Annotated in this window: 19 protein-coding genes; 7 read left to right on the top strand and 12 right to left on the bottom strand. The window is 72.9% G+C overall.

The features are described from left to right. Together ACIP8Z_RS23835 and trpS are read left to right on the top strand one after the other, a co-directional pair. Window positions 1-203: hypothetical protein (locus ACIP8Z_RS23835; RefSeq protein WP_402086489.1), on the top strand; the 203-nt coding region annotated here is incomplete at its 5' end. A gap of 400 nt (window positions 204-603) precedes the next feature. Beyond that, a complete protein-coding gene (trpS, locus tag ACIP8Z_RS23830) occupies window positions 604-1,602 on the top strand; it encodes a tryptophan--tRNA ligase (RefSeq protein ID WP_402086486.1) in 999 nt (332 codons plus the stop codon). Here the strand turns inward: trpS and ACIP8Z_RS23825 are convergent. After that, window positions 1,569-2,591 carry a GlxA family transcriptional regulator gene (locus tag ACIP8Z_RS23825; RefSeq protein ID WP_402086483.1) on the bottom strand — a complete coding sequence of 341 codons (1,023 nt, stop codon included), beginning with the start codon at window positions 2,589-2,591 and terminating at the stop codon, window positions 1,569-1,571. The two genes, trpS and ACIP8Z_RS23825, sit on opposite strands and share 34 nt — an antisense overlap. A gap of 75 nt (window positions 2,592-2,666) precedes the next feature. Between ACIP8Z_RS23825 and ACIP8Z_RS23820 the strand changes: the two genes are divergently transcribed. Beyond that, complete coding sequence (locus ACIP8Z_RS23820; protein ID WP_402086481.1) at window positions 2,667-3,263, top strand: cysteine hydrolase family protein; 597 nt, start codon at window positions 2,667-2,669, stop codon at window positions 3,261-3,263. A 9-nt stretch (window positions 3,264-3,272) separates the two neighbouring features. Here ACIP8Z_RS23820 and proC read toward each other — a convergent pair whose 3' ends face one another. The 5 genes from proC to ACIP8Z_RS23795 form a co-directional block, all read right to left on the bottom strand. Further along, window positions 3,273-4,082 carry a pyrroline-5-carboxylate reductase gene (gene proC / locus ACIP8Z_RS23815; protein ID WP_187621621.1) on the bottom strand — a complete coding sequence of 270 codons (810 nt, stop codon included), beginning with the start codon at window positions 4,080-4,082 and terminating at the stop codon, window positions 3,273-3,275. An 85-nt stretch (window positions 4,083-4,167) separates the two neighbouring features. Next, the gene (locus ACIP8Z_RS23810; protein WP_402086479.1) at window positions 4,168-4,905 is read right to left on the bottom strand and encodes an ABC transporter permease; all 738 of its coding nucleotides are present in this window, start codon (window positions 4,903-4,905) and stop codon (window positions 4,168-4,170) included. Then, window positions 4,902-5,768 carry an ABC transporter ATP-binding protein gene (locus ACIP8Z_RS23805; RefSeq protein ID WP_402086476.1) on the bottom strand — a complete coding sequence of 289 codons (867 nt, stop codon included), beginning with the start codon at window positions 5,766-5,768 and terminating at the stop codon, window positions 4,902-4,904. Before ACIP8Z_RS23805 ends, ACIP8Z_RS23810 begins: the two co-directional genes overlap by 4 nt. Window positions 5,769-5,944: 176 nt before the next feature. Further along, window positions 5,945-6,487: a hypothetical protein gene (locus tag ACIP8Z_RS23800; RefSeq protein ID WP_402086473.1), complete on the bottom strand. Its 543-nt coding sequence runs from the start codon at window positions 6,485-6,487 to the stop codon at window positions 5,945-5,947. Between the two features lie 34 nt (window positions 6,488-6,521). After that, window positions 6,522-6,809: an SH3 domain-containing protein gene (locus tag ACIP8Z_RS23795; RefSeq protein ID WP_402086470.1), complete on the bottom strand. Its 288-nt coding sequence runs from the start codon at window positions 6,807-6,809 to the stop codon at window positions 6,522-6,524. 157 nt (window positions 6,810-6,966) lie between these two features. On the opposite strand from ACIP8Z_RS23795, the gene ACIP8Z_RS23790 reads away from it, so the two are divergent. After that, window positions 6,967-9,153 carry a PQQ-binding-like beta-propeller repeat protein gene (locus ACIP8Z_RS23790; protein ID WP_402086467.1) on the top strand — a complete coding sequence of 729 codons (2,187 nt, stop codon included), beginning with the start codon at window positions 6,967-6,969 and terminating at the stop codon, window positions 9,151-9,153. Window positions 9,154-9,232: 79 nt separating this feature from the next. Here the strand turns inward: ACIP8Z_RS23790 and ilvD are convergent, their stop codons facing one another. From ilvD to ACIP8Z_RS23770, 4 genes are all read right to left on the bottom strand, one after another. Beyond that, window positions 9,233-11,086 (bottom strand): dihydroxy-acid dehydratase, encoded by a 1,854-nt coding sequence (gene ilvD, locus ACIP8Z_RS23785; protein WP_402086466.1) that lies wholly within the window; start codon window positions 11,084-11,086, stop codon window positions 9,233-9,235. Window positions 11,087-11,211: 125 nt separating this feature from the next. Beyond that, window positions 11,212-11,823, bottom strand: coding sequence for a TetR family transcriptional regulator (locus ACIP8Z_RS23780; protein WP_402086463.1), 612 nt, complete (start codon window positions 11,821-11,823; stop codon window positions 11,212-11,214). After that, window positions 11,820-12,656, bottom strand: a complete 837-nt coding sequence (locus ACIP8Z_RS23775; RefSeq protein WP_266966736.1) for a sugar phosphate isomerase/epimerase — start codon at window positions 12,654-12,656, stop codon at window positions 11,820-11,822. The genes ACIP8Z_RS23780 and ACIP8Z_RS23775 overlap by 4 nt, the downstream gene beginning before the upstream one ends. Before the next feature lie 75 nt (window positions 12,657-12,731). Next, window positions 12,732-13,664 carry a Ppx/GppA family phosphatase gene (locus ACIP8Z_RS23770; protein WP_402086460.1) on the bottom strand — a complete coding sequence of 311 codons (933 nt, stop codon included), beginning with the start codon at window positions 13,662-13,664 and terminating at the stop codon, window positions 12,732-12,734. Window positions 13,665-13,705: 41 nt separating this feature from the next. Between ACIP8Z_RS23770 and ACIP8Z_RS23765 the strand changes: the two genes are divergently transcribed. Further along, complete coding sequence (locus tag ACIP8Z_RS23765) at window positions 13,706-14,533, top strand: hypothetical protein (RefSeq protein ID WP_402086457.1); 828 nt, start codon at window positions 13,706-13,708, stop codon at window positions 14,531-14,533. 114 nt (window positions 14,534-14,647) lie between these two features. Here ACIP8Z_RS23765 and ACIP8Z_RS23760 read toward each other — a convergent pair whose 3' ends face one another. Beyond that, entirely contained in the window at window positions 14,648-16,444 is a 1,797-nt protein-coding gene (locus ACIP8Z_RS23760) for a hypothetical protein (protein WP_402086454.1), read from the bottom strand. A gap of 160 nt (window positions 16,445-16,604) precedes the next feature. Here ACIP8Z_RS23760 and radA point away from each other — a divergent pair, with 160 nt between their 5' ends. Together radA and disA are read left to right on the top strand one after the other, a co-directional pair. Further along, complete coding sequence (gene radA / locus ACIP8Z_RS23755; protein WP_319316381.1) at window positions 16,605-18,008, top strand: DNA repair protein RadA; 1,404 nt, start codon at window positions 16,605-16,607, stop codon at window positions 18,006-18,008. Window positions 18,009-18,310: 302 nt separating this feature from the next. Beyond that, window positions 18,311-19,435: a DNA integrity scanning diadenylate cyclase DisA gene (gene disA / locus ACIP8Z_RS23750; protein ID WP_030324225.1), complete on the top strand. Its 1,125-nt coding sequence runs from the start codon at window positions 18,311-18,313 to the stop codon at window positions 19,433-19,435. An 85-nt stretch (window positions 19,436-19,520) separates the two neighbouring features. Here disA and ACIP8Z_RS23745 read toward each other — a convergent pair whose 3' ends face one another. Further along, window positions 19,521-20,378 carry a hypothetical protein gene (locus ACIP8Z_RS23745; protein WP_402086451.1) on the bottom strand — a complete coding sequence of 286 codons (858 nt, stop codon included), beginning with the start codon at window positions 20,376-20,378 and terminating at the stop codon, window positions 19,521-19,523. Between the last annotated feature and the right edge of the window lie 144 nt (window positions 20,379-20,522).

The following is a 20,522-nucleotide window of genomic DNA, read 5'->3' as shown; positions in this document are numbered from 1 at the left end:
CAACTAATCTGGCGTTGATTTTTGGCACGCTGTTGAGTTCTCAAGGAACGGACGCTTCCTTTGTACTCACCCTCTCGGGCTTTCCTCCGGGCTTCTCTTCGGTCTTGCGTTTCCGACTCTATCAGATCCTTTCGGCGTCTGATTCCCAGTCAGCGGGGTTTGTCTTTCCGGCTGTTGGGCCGTTCCGACGAGTGAGACTTTAGCGGATTCCCTGCCTCCGACGCTAATCGGGCGGCTGCGCTCAGCTTTCGAACGCGGATTCCTCATTTCGCAAAAACGCACGGAAAGCAGAACGGCGCGGCAAAGCACCATCAGCTTCTGTGGATCTTGCGGGATGGCTGTCCGGGGCCGACCGGGGTCGGTGCTCACGTCGGACAACTCGGAGAACCTTACGGATCCGTCAATCCCGTGTCAACCCCGGTCCTTGGGCGTACTCTCGGCGTATGACTACGCGTGCGCACACCACCCAGTGGTGGGCCGCCTGACGGCGGCCCACCACTCGCGCATGCAGCAAGCGGCCGCCGACTCGGCGGCCGTTCGTGTATCCCCCTCCGGGAGCCGGCCGCCGGGTCGGCGCTCAGGAGAAGAGGGAGAACGAACGCGATGACGAGGATCTTCAGCGGGGTCAAGCCGACCGGGCATCTGACGCTGGGCAACTACCTCGGGGCCGTACGGCGGTGGGCCGAGGTCGACCAGCACCGGGCGGAGGCGCTGTTCAGCGTCGTCGATCTGCACGCGCTGACCGTGGAGCACGATCCGGCGCGGGTGCGGCGGCTCAGTCGGCAGGCGGCCACGCTGTTGCTGGCGGCGGGGCTCGATCCGAAGCGGTGCACCTTGTTCGTACAGAGTCATGTGGACGAGCACGCGCGGCTGTCGTACCTGCTCGAGTGCACCGCCACCGACGGCGAGCTGCGGCGGATGATCCAGTACAAGGAGAAGAGCGTCCAGGCGCGGGCCGCGGGCCAGAGCGTGCGGCTGTCTCTGCTGACGTATCCGGTGCTGATGGCGGCGGACATCCTGGCCTATGGGACCGACGAGGTGCCGGTGGGTGAGGACCAGACGCAGCATGTGGAGCTCACGCGGGATCTGGCGGTGCGGTTCAACCAGCGGTACGGGCACACGTTCACGGTGCCTCGGGCGACGAGGCCCGAGGTGGCGGCGCGGGTCATGGACCTTCAGGACCCCACGTCGAAGATGGGGAAGTCGCACGCGAACGGGGCCGGGATCGTCTATCTGCTCGACGACGCGGAGACCGTGCGGCGGAAGATCATGCGGGCCGTGACCGACAGCGGGCGGGATGTGGAGTACGACCGGGAGGGCAGGCCGGGCGTCGCGAATCTCCTCGATCTGCTGGCCGCCGCGACGGGTGGGAACCCCGAGGCGCTGGCCGGTGCATATGAAACGTACGGATCGTTGAAGAAGGACACGGCGGACGCGGTCGTCGAGCTGCTGAGGCCCCTGCGGGAGCGGCATGCCGAGCTCGCGGCGGACCCCGGCCATGTGGATCAGGTGCTACGGGACGGGGCCCAGCGGGCCCGGGAGACGGCGCGGCCGTTGGTGGACCGGGCCTATCGGGCGATCGGGCTGTTGCCCGCGGGGTGACGGAACGCGTTGCGGTAGTCGCGTGGGCTGGTGGCGAGGTGCGAGGCGAAGTGCTGGCGCATCGTGACCTCGCTGCCGAAGCCCGCGCGGCGGGCCACCTCGGGGAGGGGGTGGTCGGTGAGTTCGAGGAGTTTCTGGGCGGCGGCGACGCGCTGGGTGATGAGCCAGTGCAGGGGGGTGGTTCCGGTGGTGGCCTGGAAGTGGCGGGCGAAGGAGCGGGGCGACATGCCGGCGCGGGCGGCCAGGGTCGCGACGGTGTGGGGCTCGTCGAGGTGGGCGAGGGCGTGGGCGCGGATGTCGGCCAGGGCGTCGGCGTCGCGGTCGGCGCGGGGGGTGGGGTGCTCGATGAACTGGGCCTGGGTGCCGGTGCGGAAGGGGGCGGTGACCATCGCGCGGGCGATGGCGGCGGCGGCTTCGGCTCCGTGGGCGGTGCGGACGAGGTGGAGGCAGAGGTCGATTCCGGCGGCGGTGCCGGCGGAGGTCCAGACGCCGGAGTCCTCGACGAAGAGGGCGTCGGGTTCGACCTGGATCGCGGGGTGGCGGTCGGCGAGCGTCGCGGCGAGGTGCCAGTGGGTGACGGCGCGGCGGCCGTCGAGGAGTCCGGCGCGGGCGAGGACGAACGCGCCGGCGCAGAGCGAGGCGACCGGGGTGCCCGCGGTGTGGGCGCGGCGGAGGGCGTCGAGGACCGGGGTCGGGACGTCTGCGTCGGGGTCCTCGATGCCGGGGACGAGGACCAGGTCGGTGGGGGTGAGGTCGTCGAGCCAGCTGAGCGGGCGATCGGGGGTGAGCGAGAGGCCGCCGCGCAGGGGGAGGGGGGTCTCCGGGTCGGTGGCCGCCCTGCGGAGTTCGAAGGGCGGGACGCCGCGGAGGGTGCGGTCGCTGCCCCAGACCTCGGTGATGACGGAGACGTCGAAGGCGCGGATGCCCGGGAAGGCGAGGAGGGCGATGCGCTGGGGGCGTGGCGTGGGGGTCTGCGACACGGGCGGCATGGATGGCAGTAAACCATCGATCGCTGTCATTCACCCCTCTGGGAGAAGGGATCGGTAGGCGGCAGGATCGTGGGCATGGAGATCGCCGAGAACGCAGCGCTGGTAGTCATCGACGTGCAGAAGGGCTTCGAGGAGGAGTTCTGGGGGAAGCGGAACAATCCGGCCGCGGAGGGGAACATCGCGGCTCTGATCGATGTGTGGCAGGAGACGGGACGGCCGGTCGCGTTCGTGCGGCACGACTCGGTGGAGGGGTCGCGTTCGCCGCTGCGGGTGGGGTACGAGGGGAACGACTTCAAGGACTTCGTCGAGGAGCGGCGCGGCAAGGGCGGTGGTCCTGAGGTGCTGGTGACGAAGACCGTGAACTCCGCCTTCTACGGGCAGCCGTCGCTGGACGGGTGGCTGACCGGGCTGGACGTGGTGCAGATCGTGATCGTCGGGATCCAGACGAACATGTGCAACGAGACCACGGCGCGGATGGGCGGGAACCTCGGGTACGAGGTGGTGTTCCCGCTGGACGCGATGCACACGTTCGATCTGGAGGGGCCGTTCGGCTGGTCGCGGAGCGCGGACGAGCTGTCACAGGCGACGGCCGTGTCCCTGCACGGGGGACGGTTCGCGAAGGTCGTGACGACGGAGGAGGTCGTGAAGGGGGCGTCCGTCGGGGTCCGGTGACCTCGGGGGTCAGCTGTTGCCGGAGGCGAGTTCGCGGCTGCGGTCGCGGGCGGCTTCGAGGGCGGCGATGAGGGCGGCGCGGACGCCGTGGTTCTCCAGCTCCCGGATGGCGCTGATGGTGGTGCCGGCCGGGGAGGTGACGGCCTCGCGGAGCTTGACCGGGTGTTCGCCGCTGTCGCGGAGCATCACGGCGGCGCCGATGGCGGCCTGGACGATCAGGTCGTGGGCCTGGGCGCGGGGCAGGCCGAGGAGGATCCCGGCGTCGGTCATGGCCTCGACGAGGAAGTAGAAGTACGCCGGGCCGGAGCCGGAGAGGGCGGTGGCGGCGTCCTGCTGGGACTCGGGGACGCGGAGGGTCTTGCCGACGCCGCCGAAGATCTCCTCGGTGTGGGCGAGGTGCGCGGGGGTGGCGTGGCTGCCGGCCGAGATGACGGACATGCCTTCGTCGACCAGGACGGGGGTGTTGGGCATGACGCGGACGACGGGGGTGCCGGTGGTGAGGCGGTCCTCGATGAAGGAGGTGGGGATGCCGGCGGCGGCGCTGATGATCAGGCGGTCGGCGGCGACGTGGGGGGCGAGCTCGTCGAGGAGCCGGCCCATGTCCTGGGGCTTGACGGCCAGGATGAGGGTGTCGGCGCGCTTGGCGGCCTCGGCGTTGGTGACGGTCTCGACGCCGTAGCGGGCGTGGAGCTCCTCGGCGCGCTCGGAGCGGCGGGCGGTGACCAGGAGGTTCGCGGGGCGCCAGCCGGCGCGGATCATGCCGCTGAGGAGCGCTTCACCGATCTTGCCTGTGCCGAGGACTGCGACGGTCTGGGTCATGGCTCTGTTCACCTCGCCGGAGGGGGGTACGTGTCGTCATCCTCGCACCGGCGGGCCGGGTGGTGTGCGGGTGTCCGAGGGGCGGTCACGCGGTGTGGCGGCGGAGGGTGGCCGCGCCGAGGCCGAGGACGAGGAGGGCGCAGCCCGCGACGACGAGGGCGTCGCGGACGAAGTCGCCGGTGACGTCGGGGTGTCGGAGGACCTGGTTCATGCCGTCGACGGCGTACGACATGGGCAGGACGTCGGAGATCGCTTCGAGGACGGGGGCCATGCGGTCGCGTGGGGTGAAGAGTCCGCAGAGGAGCAGCTGGGGGAAGATCACGGCCGGCATGAACTGGACGGCCTGGAACTCGGAGGCGGCGAAGGCGGAGACGAAGAGGCCGAGGGCGGTGCCGAGGAGGGCGTCGAGGAGGGCGACCAGGAGGAGGAGCCAGGGGGAGCCGATGACGTCGAGGCCGAGGAACCGGACGGCGAGCCCGGTGGCGAGGGCGGACTGGACGACGGCGAGGAGTCCGAAGGCGAGGGCGTAGCCGGCGATGAGGTCGGCCTTGCCGAGGGGCATGGCGAGGAGGCGTTCGAGGGTGCCGGAGGTGCGTTCGCGGAGGGTCGCGATGGAGGTCACCAGGAACATCGTGATGAGCGGGAAGATGCCGAGCAGTGAGGCGCCGATGGTGTCGAAGGTGCCCGGGCTTCCGTCGAAGACGAACCGCAGCAGGAAGAGCATCACGCAGGGCACGAGGAGCATCAGGGCGATCGAGCGCGGGTCGTGGCGCAGCTGACGCAGGACGCGGGCGGCGGTGGCGAGGGTGCGGGCGGGGCTCATGGCCGGGGCTCCTCGTGGGTGGCTCGGGCGGCGGCGGCGTCGACGAGGCGGAGGAAGGCCTCTTCGACGGTGGCGGTGTCGTTGCGGCGGCGGAGGGCCTCGGGGGTGTCGTCGGCGAGGATCTCGCCCTCGCGCATGAGGAGGAGGCGGTGGCAGCGTTCGGCCTCGTCCATCACGTGGGAGGAGACGAGGAGGGTCGTGCCGCGGTCGGTGGCGATCTGGTGGAAGAGGTTCCAGAGGTCGCGGCGGAGGACGGGGTCGAGGCCGACGGTGGGTTCGTCGAGGACCAGGAGTTCCGGGGTGCCGAGGAGGGCGACGGCGAGGGAGACGCGGCTGCGCTGGCCTCCGGAGAGGCGGCCGGCGAGGGAGTCGGCGTGCGAGGCGAGGTCGACGTCGTCGATGGCCCGGTCGACGGTGGCGCGGCGTTCCTGGCGGTGGCCGCGGCCGGGGAACAGGACGGCGGCGAAGTAGTCGAGGTTCTGGCGGACGGTGAGGTCGTCGTAGACGGAGGGGGCCTGGGTGACGTAGCCGATGCGGGAGCGGAGGGTGGGGTCGCCGGCGGGGCGGCCGAGGACCTGGAGGGTGCCGTCGACCTTGGCCTGGGTGCCGACGATCGCGCGCATCAGGGTGGTCTTTCCGCAGCCCGAGGGGCCGAGGAGGCCGGTGATGCGGCCGGCGTGGACGGTGAAGTCGAGGCCGCGCAGGACGGTGCGGTCGCCTCGGACGGTGGTGAGTCCGTGTGCGGCGATCGCTGCGGCGGGGGCGTCGGCCGGCTGGGCCGGGGGTGAGCCGGGCGTGGTGCCGTCGGTGTCGGACCTGGCTGTGGCCTGGGTGGCGGCCTCACCCGCCGGGTAATTCATCATGTGATGAATAGTGCTCCCGGCGGTATCGGCCGTCAAGCACCCGGCGGCTCCGGCGTTCGGTCGTGAGGGGGCACGGGAGGGAACGACGAAGCCCCCGCGAGAAGGGATCTCGCGGGGGCTGTCGCCGACCGGCCGCCGGCTCTCGGGAGCTTGCGCTCGCGCAGCTTGTGCTCGGGCTACCTGCGCTTGGGCTTCTTGCGGGCGGCCGGGTTGCCCGTACGGGTGCCGCGGCGCTTCTCGTACTGGGCGCGGGCCGTGTCGTACTCGGCGCGGCGGAGCTTCTCGCCCGGGGCCTCGACGAAGCAGCGGGCGCAGTAGGCGAGGAGCGAGCCGATGAAGCCGATCGCTTTCAGGCTGCGCAGGGACTCCTCGCGGGCCGGGTCGGTGGGCCGGCGGCCGAAGCCCTCCCAGGTCTTGCGGAAGGCGATGGCGCTGCAGACCGCGAACATGATGACGACCAGCATGTTGACGATGCCACCGACGTCCGCGATCTCCAGGCCCTGGTACGCGAAGCGCAGCACGAAGCAGGCCGCGACGGCGGCGGCCAGCGAGCCGGCGGCCAGGCCGACGCGGCGCAGCGTGTAGGCGCCGCTGTGGTCGACCCAGGTCGTGCCGAAGAAACGGATCTCTTCGGGCTGCGGCCCGGCAGGAGTCCCGCCGGTCGGGTCGCCGGCCGGGCCGCCGCCGGTGGTGCTGGGGGTCTGCTCGTCGTCGCTCACGAGGTCGATTATCCCCGGCGCGACGGAGGAGGGCTCAGGCGCAGCGCGGTGCGACGAAGCCGTCGCTGCCCGTGTGGACGTACGCGTCGGAGATGTACTCGCCGGGCGCGATGTTGTCCCAGATCTTCGTGGTGCCGTACGGGCCGTTGATCCACTCGCCGTACTTCTGGCAGGAGATCGCCACCGTGGTGCCGAGCGGCAGCGCCCGGACGATCGGGTACTGGGTGCTCGGGCCCGAGCGCACATTGACCCGGTAGCCGGGCGCGACCGTGTAGCGGGTCGCCGTGGTCGCCATCGTCGTCTTGTTCTCGTCCGTGCTCATGGTGTCCTCCCCCTTGGCGCAAAAGCGCTCCGCCGAGTTTCACTCTCCGCGACGCGCAGGCTAGCAAGCCCCACCGACTTCGTGGGGGCCATGGACTAGGCTCCGTCGGGTTCGCGCGGGTGGACGCGAGTGACGGGTAATCACACGGGGGTGGGCGATGCCGCCGTTGCGCAATACCGGTGCCGACCGGAATGCGGAGCAGCCCGAGTACGCGGGCGACTACCGCCTCCAGGCATGTCTGGGCGCCGGCGGCATGGGCGTCGTGCATCTCGCGGCCTCCGCCTCCGGGCTGCGGCTCGCGGTCAAGGTCGTGCACGCACGGTATGCGGAGGACCCCGAGTTCAGGGCGCGTTTCCGCCAGGAGGTCGCGGCCGCACGCCGGGTCAGCGGGGCCTTCACCGCGCCGGTCGTCGACGCCGACCCCGATGCCGTACGCCCCTGGATGGCCACCCTCTACGTCCCCGGGCCCACCCTCGCCGACCAGGTGAAGCGGAACGGCCCGCTGGCCCCGGCCGAACTGCGCCGGCTCACCGCCGGGCTCGCCGAGGCCCTGCGCGACATCCATCGCGCCGGTGTCGTCCACCGCGACCTCAAGCCGAGCAACGTCCTGCTCACCGACACCGGCCCCAAGGTCATCGACTTCGGCATCTCGCGGCCCGTCGACAGCGATCTGCACACCGAGACGGGCAAGCTCATCGGCTCGCCGCCGTTCATGGCGCCCGAGCAGTTCCAGCGGCCGCGCGAGGTCGGGCCCGCCGCGGACGTCTTCGCGCTCGGCTCGGTCCTGGTCCACGCGGCCACCGGGCACGGCCCGTTCGACTCCGACAGCCCGTACATCGTGGCGTACCAGGTCGTCCACGACGAGCCCGATCTGACGGGTGTGCCGGCGGAGTTGGCGCCGCTCGTCGCGCGCTGCCTCGCCAAGGAGCCCGCCGAGCGCCCGACTCCGGCCCAGATCATGTCGGCGCTGCTGCCTCCCTCGTACGCGGCGGAGGCCTTCATACCGGCGCAGCGGCGCCGACCCGCGCTGCCGCACGGCGAGGAGCGTGATCACGGCGAGCCGGGCCCCGCGCCGTCGTGGGACGCGGACACCCCCGTACGGGCCACCGCGCCGGCCCCGCCCCGCCGCGGACCGCGCCTGGGCCGGGTGCGCCTCAGGCCGCGCCTCACGCTCGCCGTCGCCGCCGCGCTCGCGCTCACCGGGGTCGGTCTGTACGCGGCCATGAGTCCCGCGGCCGACCGCGGATCCGAGCCGCCCGCCCGTCCCGACGAGGTGGCCACCGCCTTCACCGGCTGGCACACCACCCTCCAGATGCACGGCCCCACCGCCGCGCCCGCGTGCGTCCACGGCGGCGGCGCGCTGTACTGCGCGGCCCGCGGTGTCGGCCTCGCCCGGCTCGACCCCGTCACGGGGAAGGTCGTCTGGTCGCGCACCGGGCCCGTCGAGGCGGAGTCCCCGGTCGCGCCCTTCCTCCTCGCGGACGACCTGGTCGGCGCGGCCGCCCCGGCGGACCCGCTGCGGGCCCACACGGCCTCCGACGGCGCCCCCGGCTGGACCGCCGGATCCGCGACGCCCCCCGAGCTGTACGTGCCGGCCGGCCCCGTCGTCGTCCTGACCGACGGGCGAGGCGGGGTACGGGCCGTCGGCAGCCGCGACGGGAAGGAACGCTGGCGGCACGGCCTGGCCGGCTTCGAGGCCCCGCACCCGGGACCGTACGACGCCCCGTCCGGTCTCCTCACCGTCTCCGAGACCTCGGCCGACGGGTCGCACACGCGCGTGGCCGAGATCCACCCCACGACCGGCGAGCAGGTCTGGCAGCGGAACATGCGGGGCGACCTCGACCCGCTGGGCCGCACCGGCGACGGCGCGCTGCTCCTCGGCGCCCGCTACCAGGCCTCGCTGATCGAGCGGCTGATCGTGCTCGACCCCGGCAGCGGCTCCGTGCGCGAGCTGGCCCTGCCCCACCGGCTCGACGTCCGGGGCGTCGCCGTGCGCGGCGCGGTCGTCCACATCCTCGAAGCCGACGGGCACCTGACCGCCTTCGACACGGCGGCGCCCAAGGGACGGGTGCTGTGGGAGCTGGAGACGGGCGCGGGGAACGTGTCCACGCCGGTCCTGGGTCCCGGGGACCGGCTCTACTTCTCCGTCCAGGACGGGCGGCTGCTCGCCGTCGACACCGTACGCGGGGCGCTGATCGGCCAGACCCGGCCGCGGCTGCTCAACGGCCGGCTCGAGTACGCGCCCCTGGTGCCGGCGCCCGTGGTCGCCGGTGACCGGGTGTTCGGCACGGCCCCGGACGGATCGGTGTTCGCGGTGGACGCGCGCGACCCCGCCTCCTGGTGAACCGCGGCTGAGGAAAGGGACGGCGGGGAGCGGGCGTCTCCGCCCGCTCCCCGCCGTCCCAGGTCCTGCCGCGCCGGGCTCAGCCCAGCTTCGACACGTCCCTGACCGCGCCCTTGTCGGCGCTCGTCGCCATCGCCGCGTACGCGCGCAGGGCCGCCGACACCTTGCGCTGCCGGTTCTTCGGCTCGTACACGCCGTTCAGCGCCTCACGGCGGGCGGCCAGGGTGGCCTCGTCGACGAGGAGCTCGATGGAGCGGTTCGGGATGTCGATACGGATCCGGTCGCCGTCCTCGACGAGGGCGATGGTGCCGCCCGAGGCCGCCTCCGGCGACGCGTGGCCGATGGACAGGCCGGACGTGCCGCCCGAGAAGCGTCCGTCGGTGACCAGCGCGCAGGTCTTGCCCAGGCCCCGGCCCTTGAGGAAGGAGGTCGGGTAGAGCATCTCCTGCATGCCGGGGCCGCCGCGCGGGCCCTCGTAGCGGATGACGACCACGTCGCCGTCCGTGACCTGCTTGTTGAGGATCTTCTCGACGGCCTCGTCCTGCGACTCGCAGACCACGGCCGGGCCCTCGAAGGTCCAGATCGACTCGTCGACGCCGGCCGTCTTCACGACGCAGCCGTCGGCGGCGAGGTTGCCGTGCAGGACGGCGAGGCCGCCGTCCTTGGAGTACGCGTGGGCCGCGTCGCGGATGCAGCCGCCGGCCGCGTCCACGTCGAGCGCCTCCCAGCGCTCGGACTGCGAGAAGGCGGTCGCCGAGCGGACGCAGCCGGGGGCCGCGTGCCACATCTCGACGGACTCGTCGGTCGGGGAGCCGCCGCGCACGTCCCAGGCGTCCAGCCACTCCTTGATGGAGCGGGAGTGGACGGAGTGGACGTCCTCGTTGAGGAGGCCGGCGCGGTAGAGCTCGCCGAGGATGGCCGGGATGCCGCCCGCCCGGTGCACGTCCTCCATGTAGTACGTGCGGTCCTTGGCGACGTTCGGGGCGACCTTGGCCAGGCAGGGCACCCGGCGCGAGACCTCGTCCATGTCCGGCAGGCCGTAGTCGAGCTCGGCCTCCTGGGCGGCGGCGAGCAGGTGCAGGATCGTGTTGGTCGAGCCGCCCATGGCGATGTCGAGGGCCATGGCGTTCTCGAAGGCCGCGCGGGTCGCGATCGAGCGCGGCAGGACGGAGGCGTCGTCCTCGTCGTAGTAGCGCCGGGTGATCTCGACGACCGTGCGGGCGGCGTTCTCGTACAGCGCCTTGCGGCCGGTGTGGGTGGCGAGCAGCGAGCCGTTGCCCGGGAGGGAGAGGCCGATGGCCTCGGTCAGGCAGTTCATCGAGTTGGCGGTGAACATGCCGGAACAGGAGCCGCAGGTCGGGCAGGCGTTCTCCTCGATGCGGGCGATGTCCTCGTCCGAGATCTTCGGGTTCACCGCGTCGGAGATCGCGTCGACCAGGTCGAGCGTGCGGACCGTGCCGTCGACGAGGGTCGCCCGGCCGGACTCCATCGGGCCGCCGGAGACGAAGACCGTCGGGATGTTGAGGCGCAGGGCGGCCATCAGCATGCCGGGGGTGATCTTGTCGCAGTTGGAGATGCAGATCAGGGCGTCGGCGCAGTGCGCCTCGACCATGTACTCCACGCTGTCCGCGATCAGGTCGCGGGAGGGCAGCGAGTAGAGCATGCCGCCGTGGCCCATGGCGATGCCGTCGTCGACGGCGATCGTGTTGAACTCGCGCGGGATGGCGCCGGCGGCCGTGATGGCCTCGGAGACGATCCGGCCGACGGGCTGCAGATGGGTGTGACCCGGGACGAACTCCGTGAAGGAGTTGGCGACCGCGATGATCGGCTTCCGGCCGATGTCCGCGCCGGGTACACCGGAGGCGCGCATAAGGGCGCGTGCGCCCGCCATGTTGCGGCCGTGGGTGACTGTGCGGGACCTCAGCTCGGGCATCGTCGCTCGCTCCTCGTGATGGGGGTGCTTGCTTTCGAGCGTACGCCGACGGACCAAGATCTGGACAGCGCGTCCGCATGGCGGACAGGCTGTTCAGCTTTCGGTCAGCGGCCGCCCGGTGGGGCTCAGGCCTCGGTCAGGTAGCGCTGGAGGGTCGGGGCCACCATGGCCACGATCTCCTCCGGGTCCACCGAGGCCATCGGCTCGACCCGGATCACGTACCGCAGGATCGCGATCCCGATCATGTGGGAGGCGGCCAGCTCCGCACGGAACTTGGGGTCCGGTACGTCGAGCTCGTCCGCGATCCGCTCCAGGAGCCGGCGCAGCACGAAGGCCCTGAGCACCTTGGCCGCCGCCTCGTGGGTGAGCGCGGAGCGGACGATCGCGAGGAGCGGGGCGCGGCTGACCGGGTTCTCCCAGACACCGATGAAGAACCGGGCGAGCCGCTCCCCGATGGCCTCGCGCGGGCCGCCGACGATCGCCGGGACGACCGCCGCGGGTTCGAAGGAGACCTCGATCGCCGCCGCGAAGACCTCGTCCTTCGTACCGAAGTAGTGGTGGACGAGGGCCGCGTCGACGCCGGCCGCCTTGGCGATGCCGCGTACCGAGGTCTTGTCGTAGCCGCGCTCCGCGAACTGGGCGCGGGCCGCCTCCAGGATCCGCTCCCGCGCGCCCGGTCCGCTCTCCTCCTCGGTACGGGACGGGCGGCCGCGCCTGCGGGGGGCTGGTTCGGTCACGGGCGCGGCACCCGGGACGGGCGGGTGGCCGCGGAGGCGAGGTGCAGCCGGGTGAAGGCCAGGGCCTCGGCGAGGTCGGCCTCGCGTTCGGCGGCTGACATCGCGCGGCGGGTGTTGACCTCGATGACGACATGGCCGTCGAAGCCGGTGCGGGCGAGGCGCTCCAGGAGCTCGGCGCAGGGCTGTGTGCCGCGCCCCGGGACCAGGTGCTCGTCCTTGGCGGAGCCCTTGCCGTCGGCGAGGTGGACGTGGCCGAGCCGGTCGCCCATGCGGTCGATCATCGAGAGGGCGTCGGTGCGGGCGGTCGCGGTGTGCGAGAGGTCGACCGTGAAGTGCCGGTAGTCGTCCTTGGTGACGTCCCACTCGGGGGCGTACGCGAGCATCTCGCGGTCCTTGTACCGCCACGGGTACATGTTCTCGACGGCGAACCGCACATCGGTCTCGTCGGCCATCCGCCAGATGCCGGTGACGAAGTCCTTGGCGTACTGGCGCTGCCAGCGGAACGGCGGGTGCACGACGACCGTCGACGCGCCGAGGCGCTCGGCCGCGGCCTGGGCGCGCTGGAGCTTGACCCACGGGTCGGTGGACCAGACGCGCTGGGTGATGAGGAGGCAGGGGGCGTGCACGGCCAGGATCGGGACCTGGTGGTAGTCGGAGAGCCGGCGCAGTGCCTCGACGTCCTGGCTGACCGGATCGGTCCACACCATGACCTCGACACCGTCGTAGCCGAGGCGCGCGGCGATCTCGAAGGCCGTCGCCGTCGACTCCGGATAGACCGAGGCCGTCGACAGGGCGACCTTCGCATCCGGGATGCGCACCACTGGTTCTGCCACGGAGACAGGGTACGGGGCCCGTCGGGGGGCCGGGGGGTGGTTCCGGTCACGCCCGGCCGGGCCTCGCCGATCGTCCTACGCCTCCGGCAGGTGGTCCAGGCGGCGCAGGATGACGCCCTCGCGCAGGGCCCAGGGACAGATCTCCAGCTCCTCCACGCCGAGGAGGTCCATCGCGCCCTCCGCCACCATCGCGCCCGCGAGGAGCTGTCCGGCGCGGCCCTCCGAGACGCCCGGCAGCGCGGCGCGCTCGGTGACGGTCATGCCGGCGAGGCGCGGAACCCACTCCTCCAGAGACGCGCGGGTCAGGATCCGCTGGACGTGGAGGCCCTCCCCCGAGCCGGGGGCGCCGGCGATCCTCGCCAGCTGCTTGAAGGTCTTGGAGGTGGCCACGACGTGGTCAGGCCGGCCGGCCCGGCTGAACTCGCCGACCGTACGGGCGATCTGCGCGCGCACATGGCGGCGGAGCGCCTTCACGTCGGCGGAGTCGGCCGGGTCGCCCGGCAGCCAGCCGGCGGTCAGCCGGCCCGCGCCGAGCGGCAGGGAGACCGCCGTGTCGGGGTCCTCGTCGATGCCGTACGCGACTTCGAGGGAGCCGCCCCCGATGTCGAGGAGGAGGAGCTTGCCCGCGGACCAGCCGAACCAGCGGCGGGCCGCGAGGAAGGTGAGCCGGGCCTCCTCCTCGCCGGTGAGGACCTGGAGGTCGACGCCCGTCTCGTCCTTCACGCGCGCGAGGACGGCGTCCGCGTTGGTCGCCTCGCGGATCGCGGAGGTCGCGAACGGGAGCACCTCCTCGCAGCCCTTGTCCTCGGCGGCGAGCAGCGCGTCCCGGACGGTCGCGATGAGCCTCTCGACGCCGAAGGGCGCGATCGCGCCCCGTTCGTCGAGAAGTTCGGCGAGCCGGAGCTCCGCCTTGTGCGAATGGGCGGGCAGCGGCCGGGCGCCGGGGTGGGCGTCCACCACCAGGAAGTGCACTGTGTTCGAACCGACGTCGAGGACTCCGAGTCTCATGGGCGGAACGCTACTGCGCCGACCCGCATACGCTTGGTCCTGTGCCAAAGACGAAAAAGGCGAAACCGGGCAAAGACAGTGCGGTCAAGAGCGCCAAGAAGCGGGGGAAGAGCGTGGAGCCGGACGAGAAGGGCCTGGACTTCGCGCGCGCGTGGGTCGAGTTTCCCGACCCGGCCGACGAGGAGCAGATCTTCCGCTGCGATCTGACCTGGCTGACCTCGCGCTGGTCGTGCGTCTTCGGCAGCGGCTGCCAGGGGATCCAGACGGGCCGGGCCGACGACGGCTGCTGCACGCTGGGCGCGCACTTCTCCGACGAGGACGACGAGAAGCGGGTCGCGACGCACGTGGCACGCCTCACGCCGGAGCTGTGGCAGTTCCACGACGTCGGTACGGACTCGGGCTGGACCCAGGTCGACGAGGACGGCGACCGGCAGACCCGCCGCTGGGAGGGCTCCTGCATCTTCCAGAACCGTCCGGGGTTCGCGGGCGGGGCGGGGTGCTCGCTGCACATCCTGGCCCTGAAGGAGGGCAAGGAGCCGCTGGAGACCAAGCCGGACGTCTGCTGGCAGCTGCCGGTGCGGCGCACGTACGACTGGATCGAGCGGCCCGACGACACGAAGGTCCTCCAGGTGTCGATCGGTGAGTACGACCGGCGGGGCTGGGGTCCGGGCGGTCACGACCTGCACTGGTGGTGCACGTCGGCGACGTCGGCGCACGGCGCCGGGGAGCCGGTCTACGTCACGTACCGGCCCGAGCTCACCGAGATGATGGGCGCGGAGGCGTACGAGGTCCTGGTCGGGCTGTGCGAGGCGCGGCTCTCCTCGCAGCTGCCGCTGGTGGCGCCGCACCCGGCCGACCCGAAGCACTAGAGCACAGGCGCCGGACCGGGCCGGCCGAAGCGCCCGCCCAGGCGCCGGCCGACCCGAAGCGCTGACGCGGACGCCGCACCCGGCCGACCCGAAGCGCAGGCGCCGGACCGGCGTTCAGGACGACGGCGGGGGTTCCTCCGTCGTCGGGGGCTGGGTGGTCGGTTCCGTCGGGCCCGGGTCCGTCGTCGTCGGCGGCGGTTCCTCCGTCGTCGGCGGCGGCGTGGTCGGCTCCGTGGTCGGCGGGCTCGTCGGCGGGTCGGTCGGCTCCGTCGTCGGCGGCGGTTCCTCCGTCGTCGGCGGCGGCGTGGTCGGCTCCGTCGTGGGCGGGCTCGTCGGCGGCGTGGTGGGCTCGGTCGTCGTCGGCGGGGGCGTCACCGGGTCGACGACCACCGGCGGCGGCGGGGTCTGTCCGCGTCCGTCGATCCTGACCACCGCACCGGAGGGGTTCACCCCGATCCGGGCGCTCCAGGCGCCCCGCGGCTCACGGCCGTGGTCGACGCGGACGGTGACGGTGAGCGTCTCGCCCGGGCGGAGGGTGCCGGAGGCCCGGCTCACGTACAGCCAGGGCGCGTCCGTCCACAGCGACCAGTCGACGGGGGACCCGCCGGAGGCGGTGAGCGTGAGCAGCGTCAGATCGCCGTGGCCGCGCGCGGAGACCGTGATCCAGCCGGCGCCGGGCTCCCCCGGGGCGCCGGGACCCGCGGGGCCGGTGGGGCCCCCGGGGCTGAGGACCTCGACGGAGACGTCGGGGGCGCGGCTGCCCCGGGTGAAGCGGGGCTCGGGGGTGGTGCGGGCGTTGCCCGCGTTCTCGTAGTGGTCGTACGGGCGTCCGTCGGGGCCGTCCGGCTCGTCCGCCTCGCGGGCGCTGATCCGGGATCCGTCGCGCGCGCTCGTGTCGGCGACCGGGGCGCCCCGGTAGGAGGTCCACAGGGCGAGGACGGGCGCGGCGACCACGGCCGCGACGACGGTGGTGGTCACCGCGCGGGCCCGCAGCCGGTCGCGGCGGGCCACATGGTCCTTCGGGTCCATGGGGAAGCCGGTCGGCGAGAAGCGCGGGGCGCCGGCACGCGCGCGGGGGACGTGCAGCATCGCCATGTACGCGGCGGCCCGGGGCGCCTCGACGAGCGGCAGCCGGGCCTGCGGCAGCGATCCGGCGCCGGGCCAGGGCCCGGCGGCGCCCACGCGCTCGGCGGCTTTGCGGCAGCGGGGGCAGTCGTCGACGTGCCGCACGAGTTCCGCGCGCAGGGCGGCCGAGAGCAGCACCTGGTGGTCGCCGGTGAGCCGGGCCACGGTGGGGCAGCTGCCGGTCTCGACGACGGCGAGGGCGGCGCGGGTGCGCTCGACCTCGCAGCCGGCGGTGGCGAGGAGCTCACGGGCGGCCGGCGGGTCGAGGGAGAGCACGGCGGCGACCTGACGGTGGCTGAGCCCGTGCCGTACGGCCAGCTCCAGGGCCTCGCGCTGCTCGGGTGTGGTGCCGGCGGCCTCGGGCCAGGCGAGCCGGGCGAGTTCGGCGCGGCGCCGCTCGGCGGTCTCCTCGGGGACCCGGGGCGGCTCGGGGGCGGTGACGGCGGGGCGTCCCGTGTGGGCGCCCTGGCGTCGGCGGCGCTGCTCGCCGAGGCTGCGCAGACACGCCCAGCGGGCGAGGGCGTACAGCCAGGCCGTACGGCCGTCCTCGTCCGAGGGGCAGCGGCCGTGGTGGCGCTCGGCGACGGCGAGGACGTCGCCGAGGACGGCGGTGGCCGTGTCGTGGTCGCAGAGCACGGAGAGGCAGTACGTGAAGAGACCGTCGAGGGCGGCCTCGTAGCGGGCGGGGGGCCTCCGGCCGAGCGTGCGCGGTCCCTGGTCCGTGGTTCGGTGCGCCCGGTGTGCGCCGGTGGTGCGTGCGGGGGAATCCAGCCTGCTGCTCGTCACCGGTCGACCGTAGGCAGCGCAGGGGGCGCTTTTCGTACCGGTCGCGTTCTTCTCATTCTTACGGGTGAAGGTATCGCTCGAAAGAGGACAGGAATCCAATATTCCGGGGGCCTGTGGAGACTCGGCGTCCGCTGTCGGTGGGGGCCGCTACGGTGGCGACATGGCTGCCCGTACGAAATCGACCAAGGAACGGCCCTCCTACCGCTGCACCGAGTGCGGCTGGCAGACGGCCAAGTGGCTCGGCCGCTGCCCCGAGTGCCAGGCCTGGGGGACGGTCGAGGAGTACGGCGCGCCCGCCGTCCGGACGACCGCGGCCGGCCGGGTCTCCACCGCCGCGCTTCCCATCGGGCAGATCGACGGCCGGCAGGCGACCGCCCGCTCGACCGGCGTCGACGAGCTGGACCGGGTCCTCGGCGGGGGTCTGGTGCCCGGCGCCGTCGTGCTGCTCGCGGGCGAACCGGGCGTCGGCAAGTCCACGCTCCTGCTCGACGTGGCGGCCAAGGCGGCCAGCGACGAGCACCGCACGCTCTACGTCACCGGCGAGGAGTCCGCGAGCCAGGTCCGGCTGCGCGCCGACCGGATCAACGCCCTCAGCGACCATCTGTACCTGGCCGCCGAGACCGACCTGTCGGCCGTCCTCGGGCACCTCGACGCCGTGAAGCCCTCGCTGCTGATCATGGACTCGGTGCAGACCGTCGCCTCCCCCGAGATCGACGGCGCGCCCGGCGGCATGGCCCAGGTCCGCGAGGTCGCCGGCGCGCTCATCCGGGCCTCCAAGGAGCGCGGCATGTCCACGCTGCTCGTCGGCCATGTCACCAAGGACGGGGCGATCGCCGGTCCCCGGCTCCTGGAGCACCTGGTCGACGTCGTGCTGAGCTTCGAGGGCGACCGGCACGCGCGCCTGCGGCTGGTCCGGGGCGTGAAGAACCGGTACGGGGCGACCGACGAGGTCGGCTGCTTCGAACTCCACGACGAGGGCATCACGGGTCTGGCCGACCCCTCCGGGCTCTTCCTGACCCGGCGTGACGTGGCCGTGCCGGGCACCTGCCTGACGGTCACCCTGGAGGGCCGCCGCCCGCTCGTCGCCGAGGTCCAGTCGCTGACCGTGGACAGCCAGATCCCGTCCCCGCGCCGGACCGTCTCCGGTCTGGAGACCTCCCGGGTCTCGATGATGCTGGCGGTCCTGGAGCAGCGCGGCCGGATCAGCGCGCTGGGCAAGCGGGACATCTACAGCGCGACCGTGGGCGGCGTGAAGCTCACGGAGCCCGCCGCCGACCTGGCGATCGCCCTCGCGCTCGCCTCCGCGGCCAGCGACACCCCGCTGCCGAAGAACCTGGTGGCGATCGGCGAGGTCGGCCTCGCCGGCGAGGTCCGGCGGGTGACCGGCGTCCAGCGCCGGCTCGCCGAGGCGCACCGGCTGGGCTTCACGCACGCGCTGGTCCCCTCGGACCCGGGCAAGGTGCCGGCCGGCATGAAGGTGACGGAGGTCGCCGACATGGGCGACGCGCTGCGGGTGCTGCCGCGCAGCCGACGCGCGAAGGCGCCGGAGGGCGCGGAGAAGTAGGAGACGCGGCGGCGGTCCGTACGGGCGGCTCGCCGCCTCGTCGGAGGCCCCGCGCCGGAGGGAAGGCCGCTCGCCGCCCCCTCGGAGGCCCCGGCCGGGGGGAACCGGAGCGGTCGACGCCGAATGTTCACCCCGTGCCGACGGTTCGCTCCGTACGCTTCGCAAAGACGCGGAGGGTTAGGTCCGTGTCGGGGCGGGGACCCCTTTCGGACCACCGTGATCGGTCGGGGGCGGAGGGCGGCGGGGTGGTGTCGCTAGACTTTGCCCTGGTCTCGCCCATCCGTACGAGCCGGAGGAGAGCAGTGGCAGCCAAGGACGGGGCAGCAGCTCCTGGAAAGTCCGGCGCGGGCTCCGGCAACGAAGCGCTGATGCGCGCCGCCCTGAGCGCCGTCGCGCCGGGCACCGCGCTGCGTGACGGCCTGGAGCGGATCCTCCGCGGCAACACGGGCGGTCTCATCGTGCTCGGCCTCGACAAGACGGTCGACTCGATGTGCACCGGCGGTTTCGTGCTGGACGTCGAGTTCGCCGCCACGCGCCTGCGGGAGCTGTGCAAGCTCGACGGCGCGCTCGTCCTCGACAAGGACATCACCAAGATCCACCGCGCGGGCGTGCAGCTGGTGCCGGACGCCTCCATCCCCACCGAGGAGACCGGCACCCGGCACCGCACGGCGGACCGGGTCTCCAAGCAGTGCAACTTCCCGGTCGTCTCCGTCTCCCAGTCGATGCGGCTGATCGCGCTGTACGTGGACGGTGAGCGCCGGGTCCTGGAGGAGTCGGCCGCGATCCTGTCCCGCGCCAACCAGGCGCTCGCGACCCTGGAGCGGTACAAGCTCCGGCTCGACGAGGTGGCCGGCACGCTCTCCGCGCTGGAGATCGAGGACCTGGTCACGGTCCGGGACGTCACCGCCGTCGCGCAGCGGCTGGAGATGGTCCGCCGGATCGCCACCGAGATCGCCGAGTACGTGGTCGAGCTCGGCACGGACGGGCGGCTCCTCTCTCTCCAGCTGGACGAGTTGATCGCGGGCGTGGAGCCGGAGCGCGAGCTGGTCATCCGGGACTACGTGCCGGAGCCGACGGCCAAGCGCTCGCGGACGGTCGCGGAGGCGCTCACCGAGCTGGACGCGCTGACCCACACCGAGCTGCTCGAACTGCCGGTCGTGGCGCGGGCGCTGGGCTACAGCGGCTCGCCCGAGACCCTCGACTCGGCCGTCTCGCCGCGCGGCTATCGGCTCCTCGCCAAGGTGCCGCGGCTGCCGGGCGCGATCATCGAGCGGCTCGTGGAGCACTTCGGCGGGCTGCAGAAGCTGCTCGCGGCCAGTGTGGACGACCTCCAGACCGTGGACGGCGTCGGCGAGGCCCGCGCCCGCAGCGTGCGCGAGGGCCTGTCCCGGCTGGCGGAGTCCTCGATCCTGGAGCGGTACGTCTAGGACGTGCCGCTCAAGGTCTCAAGGCCCCTCCCCCGGCCGATCGGTCCTTGGCCGATCAGTCCTTGGCCGATCAGTCCTTGGCCGATCAGTCCTTGGCCAGCGTGAACGAGGCCGGGAGCACCTTCGCGCCCGACATCGTCGCCTCCACGAGGTAGGTGCCGGGGGCCGCCTGGCCCGCCGGGGCGGTGGCGCACCGCGGGGCGCTGCGCCCGCGGTCCCACTCCACGGTGTGGGTGACGGTGGCGCCCGCGGGGACGCGCAGCAGGACCGGGTTCCCGGGGCGCGGGCAGTCGGCGGAGGACCAGACCTCGTCGTCCTGCTTGTCACTGATCGTCAGAACCGCGGCGCGGGGCCCGAAGTCGGCCTTGCAGGCGACCTTCGAGGTGTTCTTGGCGACGAGGTGGAAGCGGGGCTTCTCCCCCGCCTCGTAGCTGACCTTGGCGCTGCGGAGCGTCAACTGTAGTGCTCCGGCAGGGCAGTTCGGCAACGGGGAGTCGGCCGGGACCTGCTGTCCCGCACCGGTGCCCGCGCCTCCGTCGCCGCCCGCGCCGTCGGTGTCGCCGTTCTTGCCGCCGTCGGCGCCGGCGGCCGTACCCGCGTCCGTACCGGCGTCGGCGCCCGATCCCGGATCCGTACCGGAGCCGCCCGGGCCGCCGGCGCCGCCGGTGGTGTCGCCGTTGCCGCCGGAGTCGCCCGACTCGTCACGTCCGCCCGGCTGTTGGCTGATCGCATCGCCGGTGCCCGAGGGGCCCGGAGTGATGGAGGGAGGGGTGGGAGAGGCGCCGTTGGCCCCGTCGTTCGTCTTCTTCCCACCCCCGTCGCCGGAGGTGACGGCCCAGACGGCGAGGAGCGCGAGAAGCGCCACCAGGCACGCCGCCACCGCCCTCCGTCGCCAGTAGATGGTGGAGGGAAGCGGCCCGACCGGATTGCGCAAAGATCCCACGACCCGAACCTTACGAGAGATCCGGGCCAACTCCCGCCCCACCCGCCGCCCGAGACATCAAGTTTTGCCGATGATCACATCCGTCGGTTCCGGGAACTTTTCCCCGGAACGGTGCTCAGGAGCTCGCGTGCCCCTCCCGAAACC

It is taken from the genome of Streptomyces sp. NPDC088553 (genome assembly GCF_044752965.1).
GTDB lineage: Bacteria > Actinomycetota > Actinomycetes > Streptomycetales > Streptomycetaceae > Streptomyces.
Note: the sequence above shows the minus strand (reverse complement) of the source record. Positions and strands in the feature narration are given on the sequence as shown.

Excerpts from the sequence above, each read along its gene's own strand:
- trpS (WP_402086486.1), top strand. The coding sequence starts at position 604 with ATGACGAGGATCTTCAGCGGGGTCAAGCCGACCGGGCATCTGACGCTG.
- ACIP8Z_RS23825 (WP_402086483.1), bottom strand. The coding sequence starts at position 2,591 with ATGCCGCCCGTGTCGCAGACCCCCACGCCACGCCCCCAGCGCATCGCC.
- ACIP8Z_RS23820 (WP_402086481.1), top strand. The coding sequence starts at position 2,667 with ATGGAGATCGCCGAGAACGCAGCGCTGGTAGTCATCGACGTGCAGAAG.
- proC (WP_187621621.1), bottom strand. The coding sequence starts at position 4,082 with ATGACCCAGACCGTCGCAGTCCTCGGCACAGGCAAGATCGGTGAAGCG.
- ACIP8Z_RS23810 (WP_402086479.1), bottom strand. The coding sequence starts at position 4,905 with ATGAGCCCCGCCCGCACCCTCGCCACCGCCGCCCGCGTCCTGCGTCAG.
- ACIP8Z_RS23805 (WP_402086476.1), bottom strand. The coding sequence starts at position 5,768 with ATGATGAATTACCCGGCGGGTGAGGCCGCCACCCAGGCCACAGCCAGG.
- ACIP8Z_RS23795 (WP_402086470.1), bottom strand. The coding sequence starts at position 6,809 with ATGAGCACGGACGAGAACAAGACGACGATGGCGACCACGGCGACCCGC.
- ACIP8Z_RS23790 (WP_402086467.1), top strand. The coding sequence starts at position 6,967 with ATGCCGCCGTTGCGCAATACCGGTGCCGACCGGAATGCGGAGCAGCCC.
- ilvD (WP_402086466.1), bottom strand. The coding sequence starts at position 11,086 with ATGCCCGAGCTGAGGTCCCGCACAGTCACCCACGGCCGCAACATGGCG.
- ACIP8Z_RS23770 (WP_402086460.1), bottom strand. The coding sequence starts at position 13,664 with ATGAGACTCGGAGTCCTCGACGTCGGTTCGAACACAGTGCACTTCCTG.
- radA (WP_319316381.1), top strand. The coding sequence starts at position 16,605 with ATGGCTGCCCGTACGAAATCGACCAAGGAACGGCCCTCCTACCGCTGC.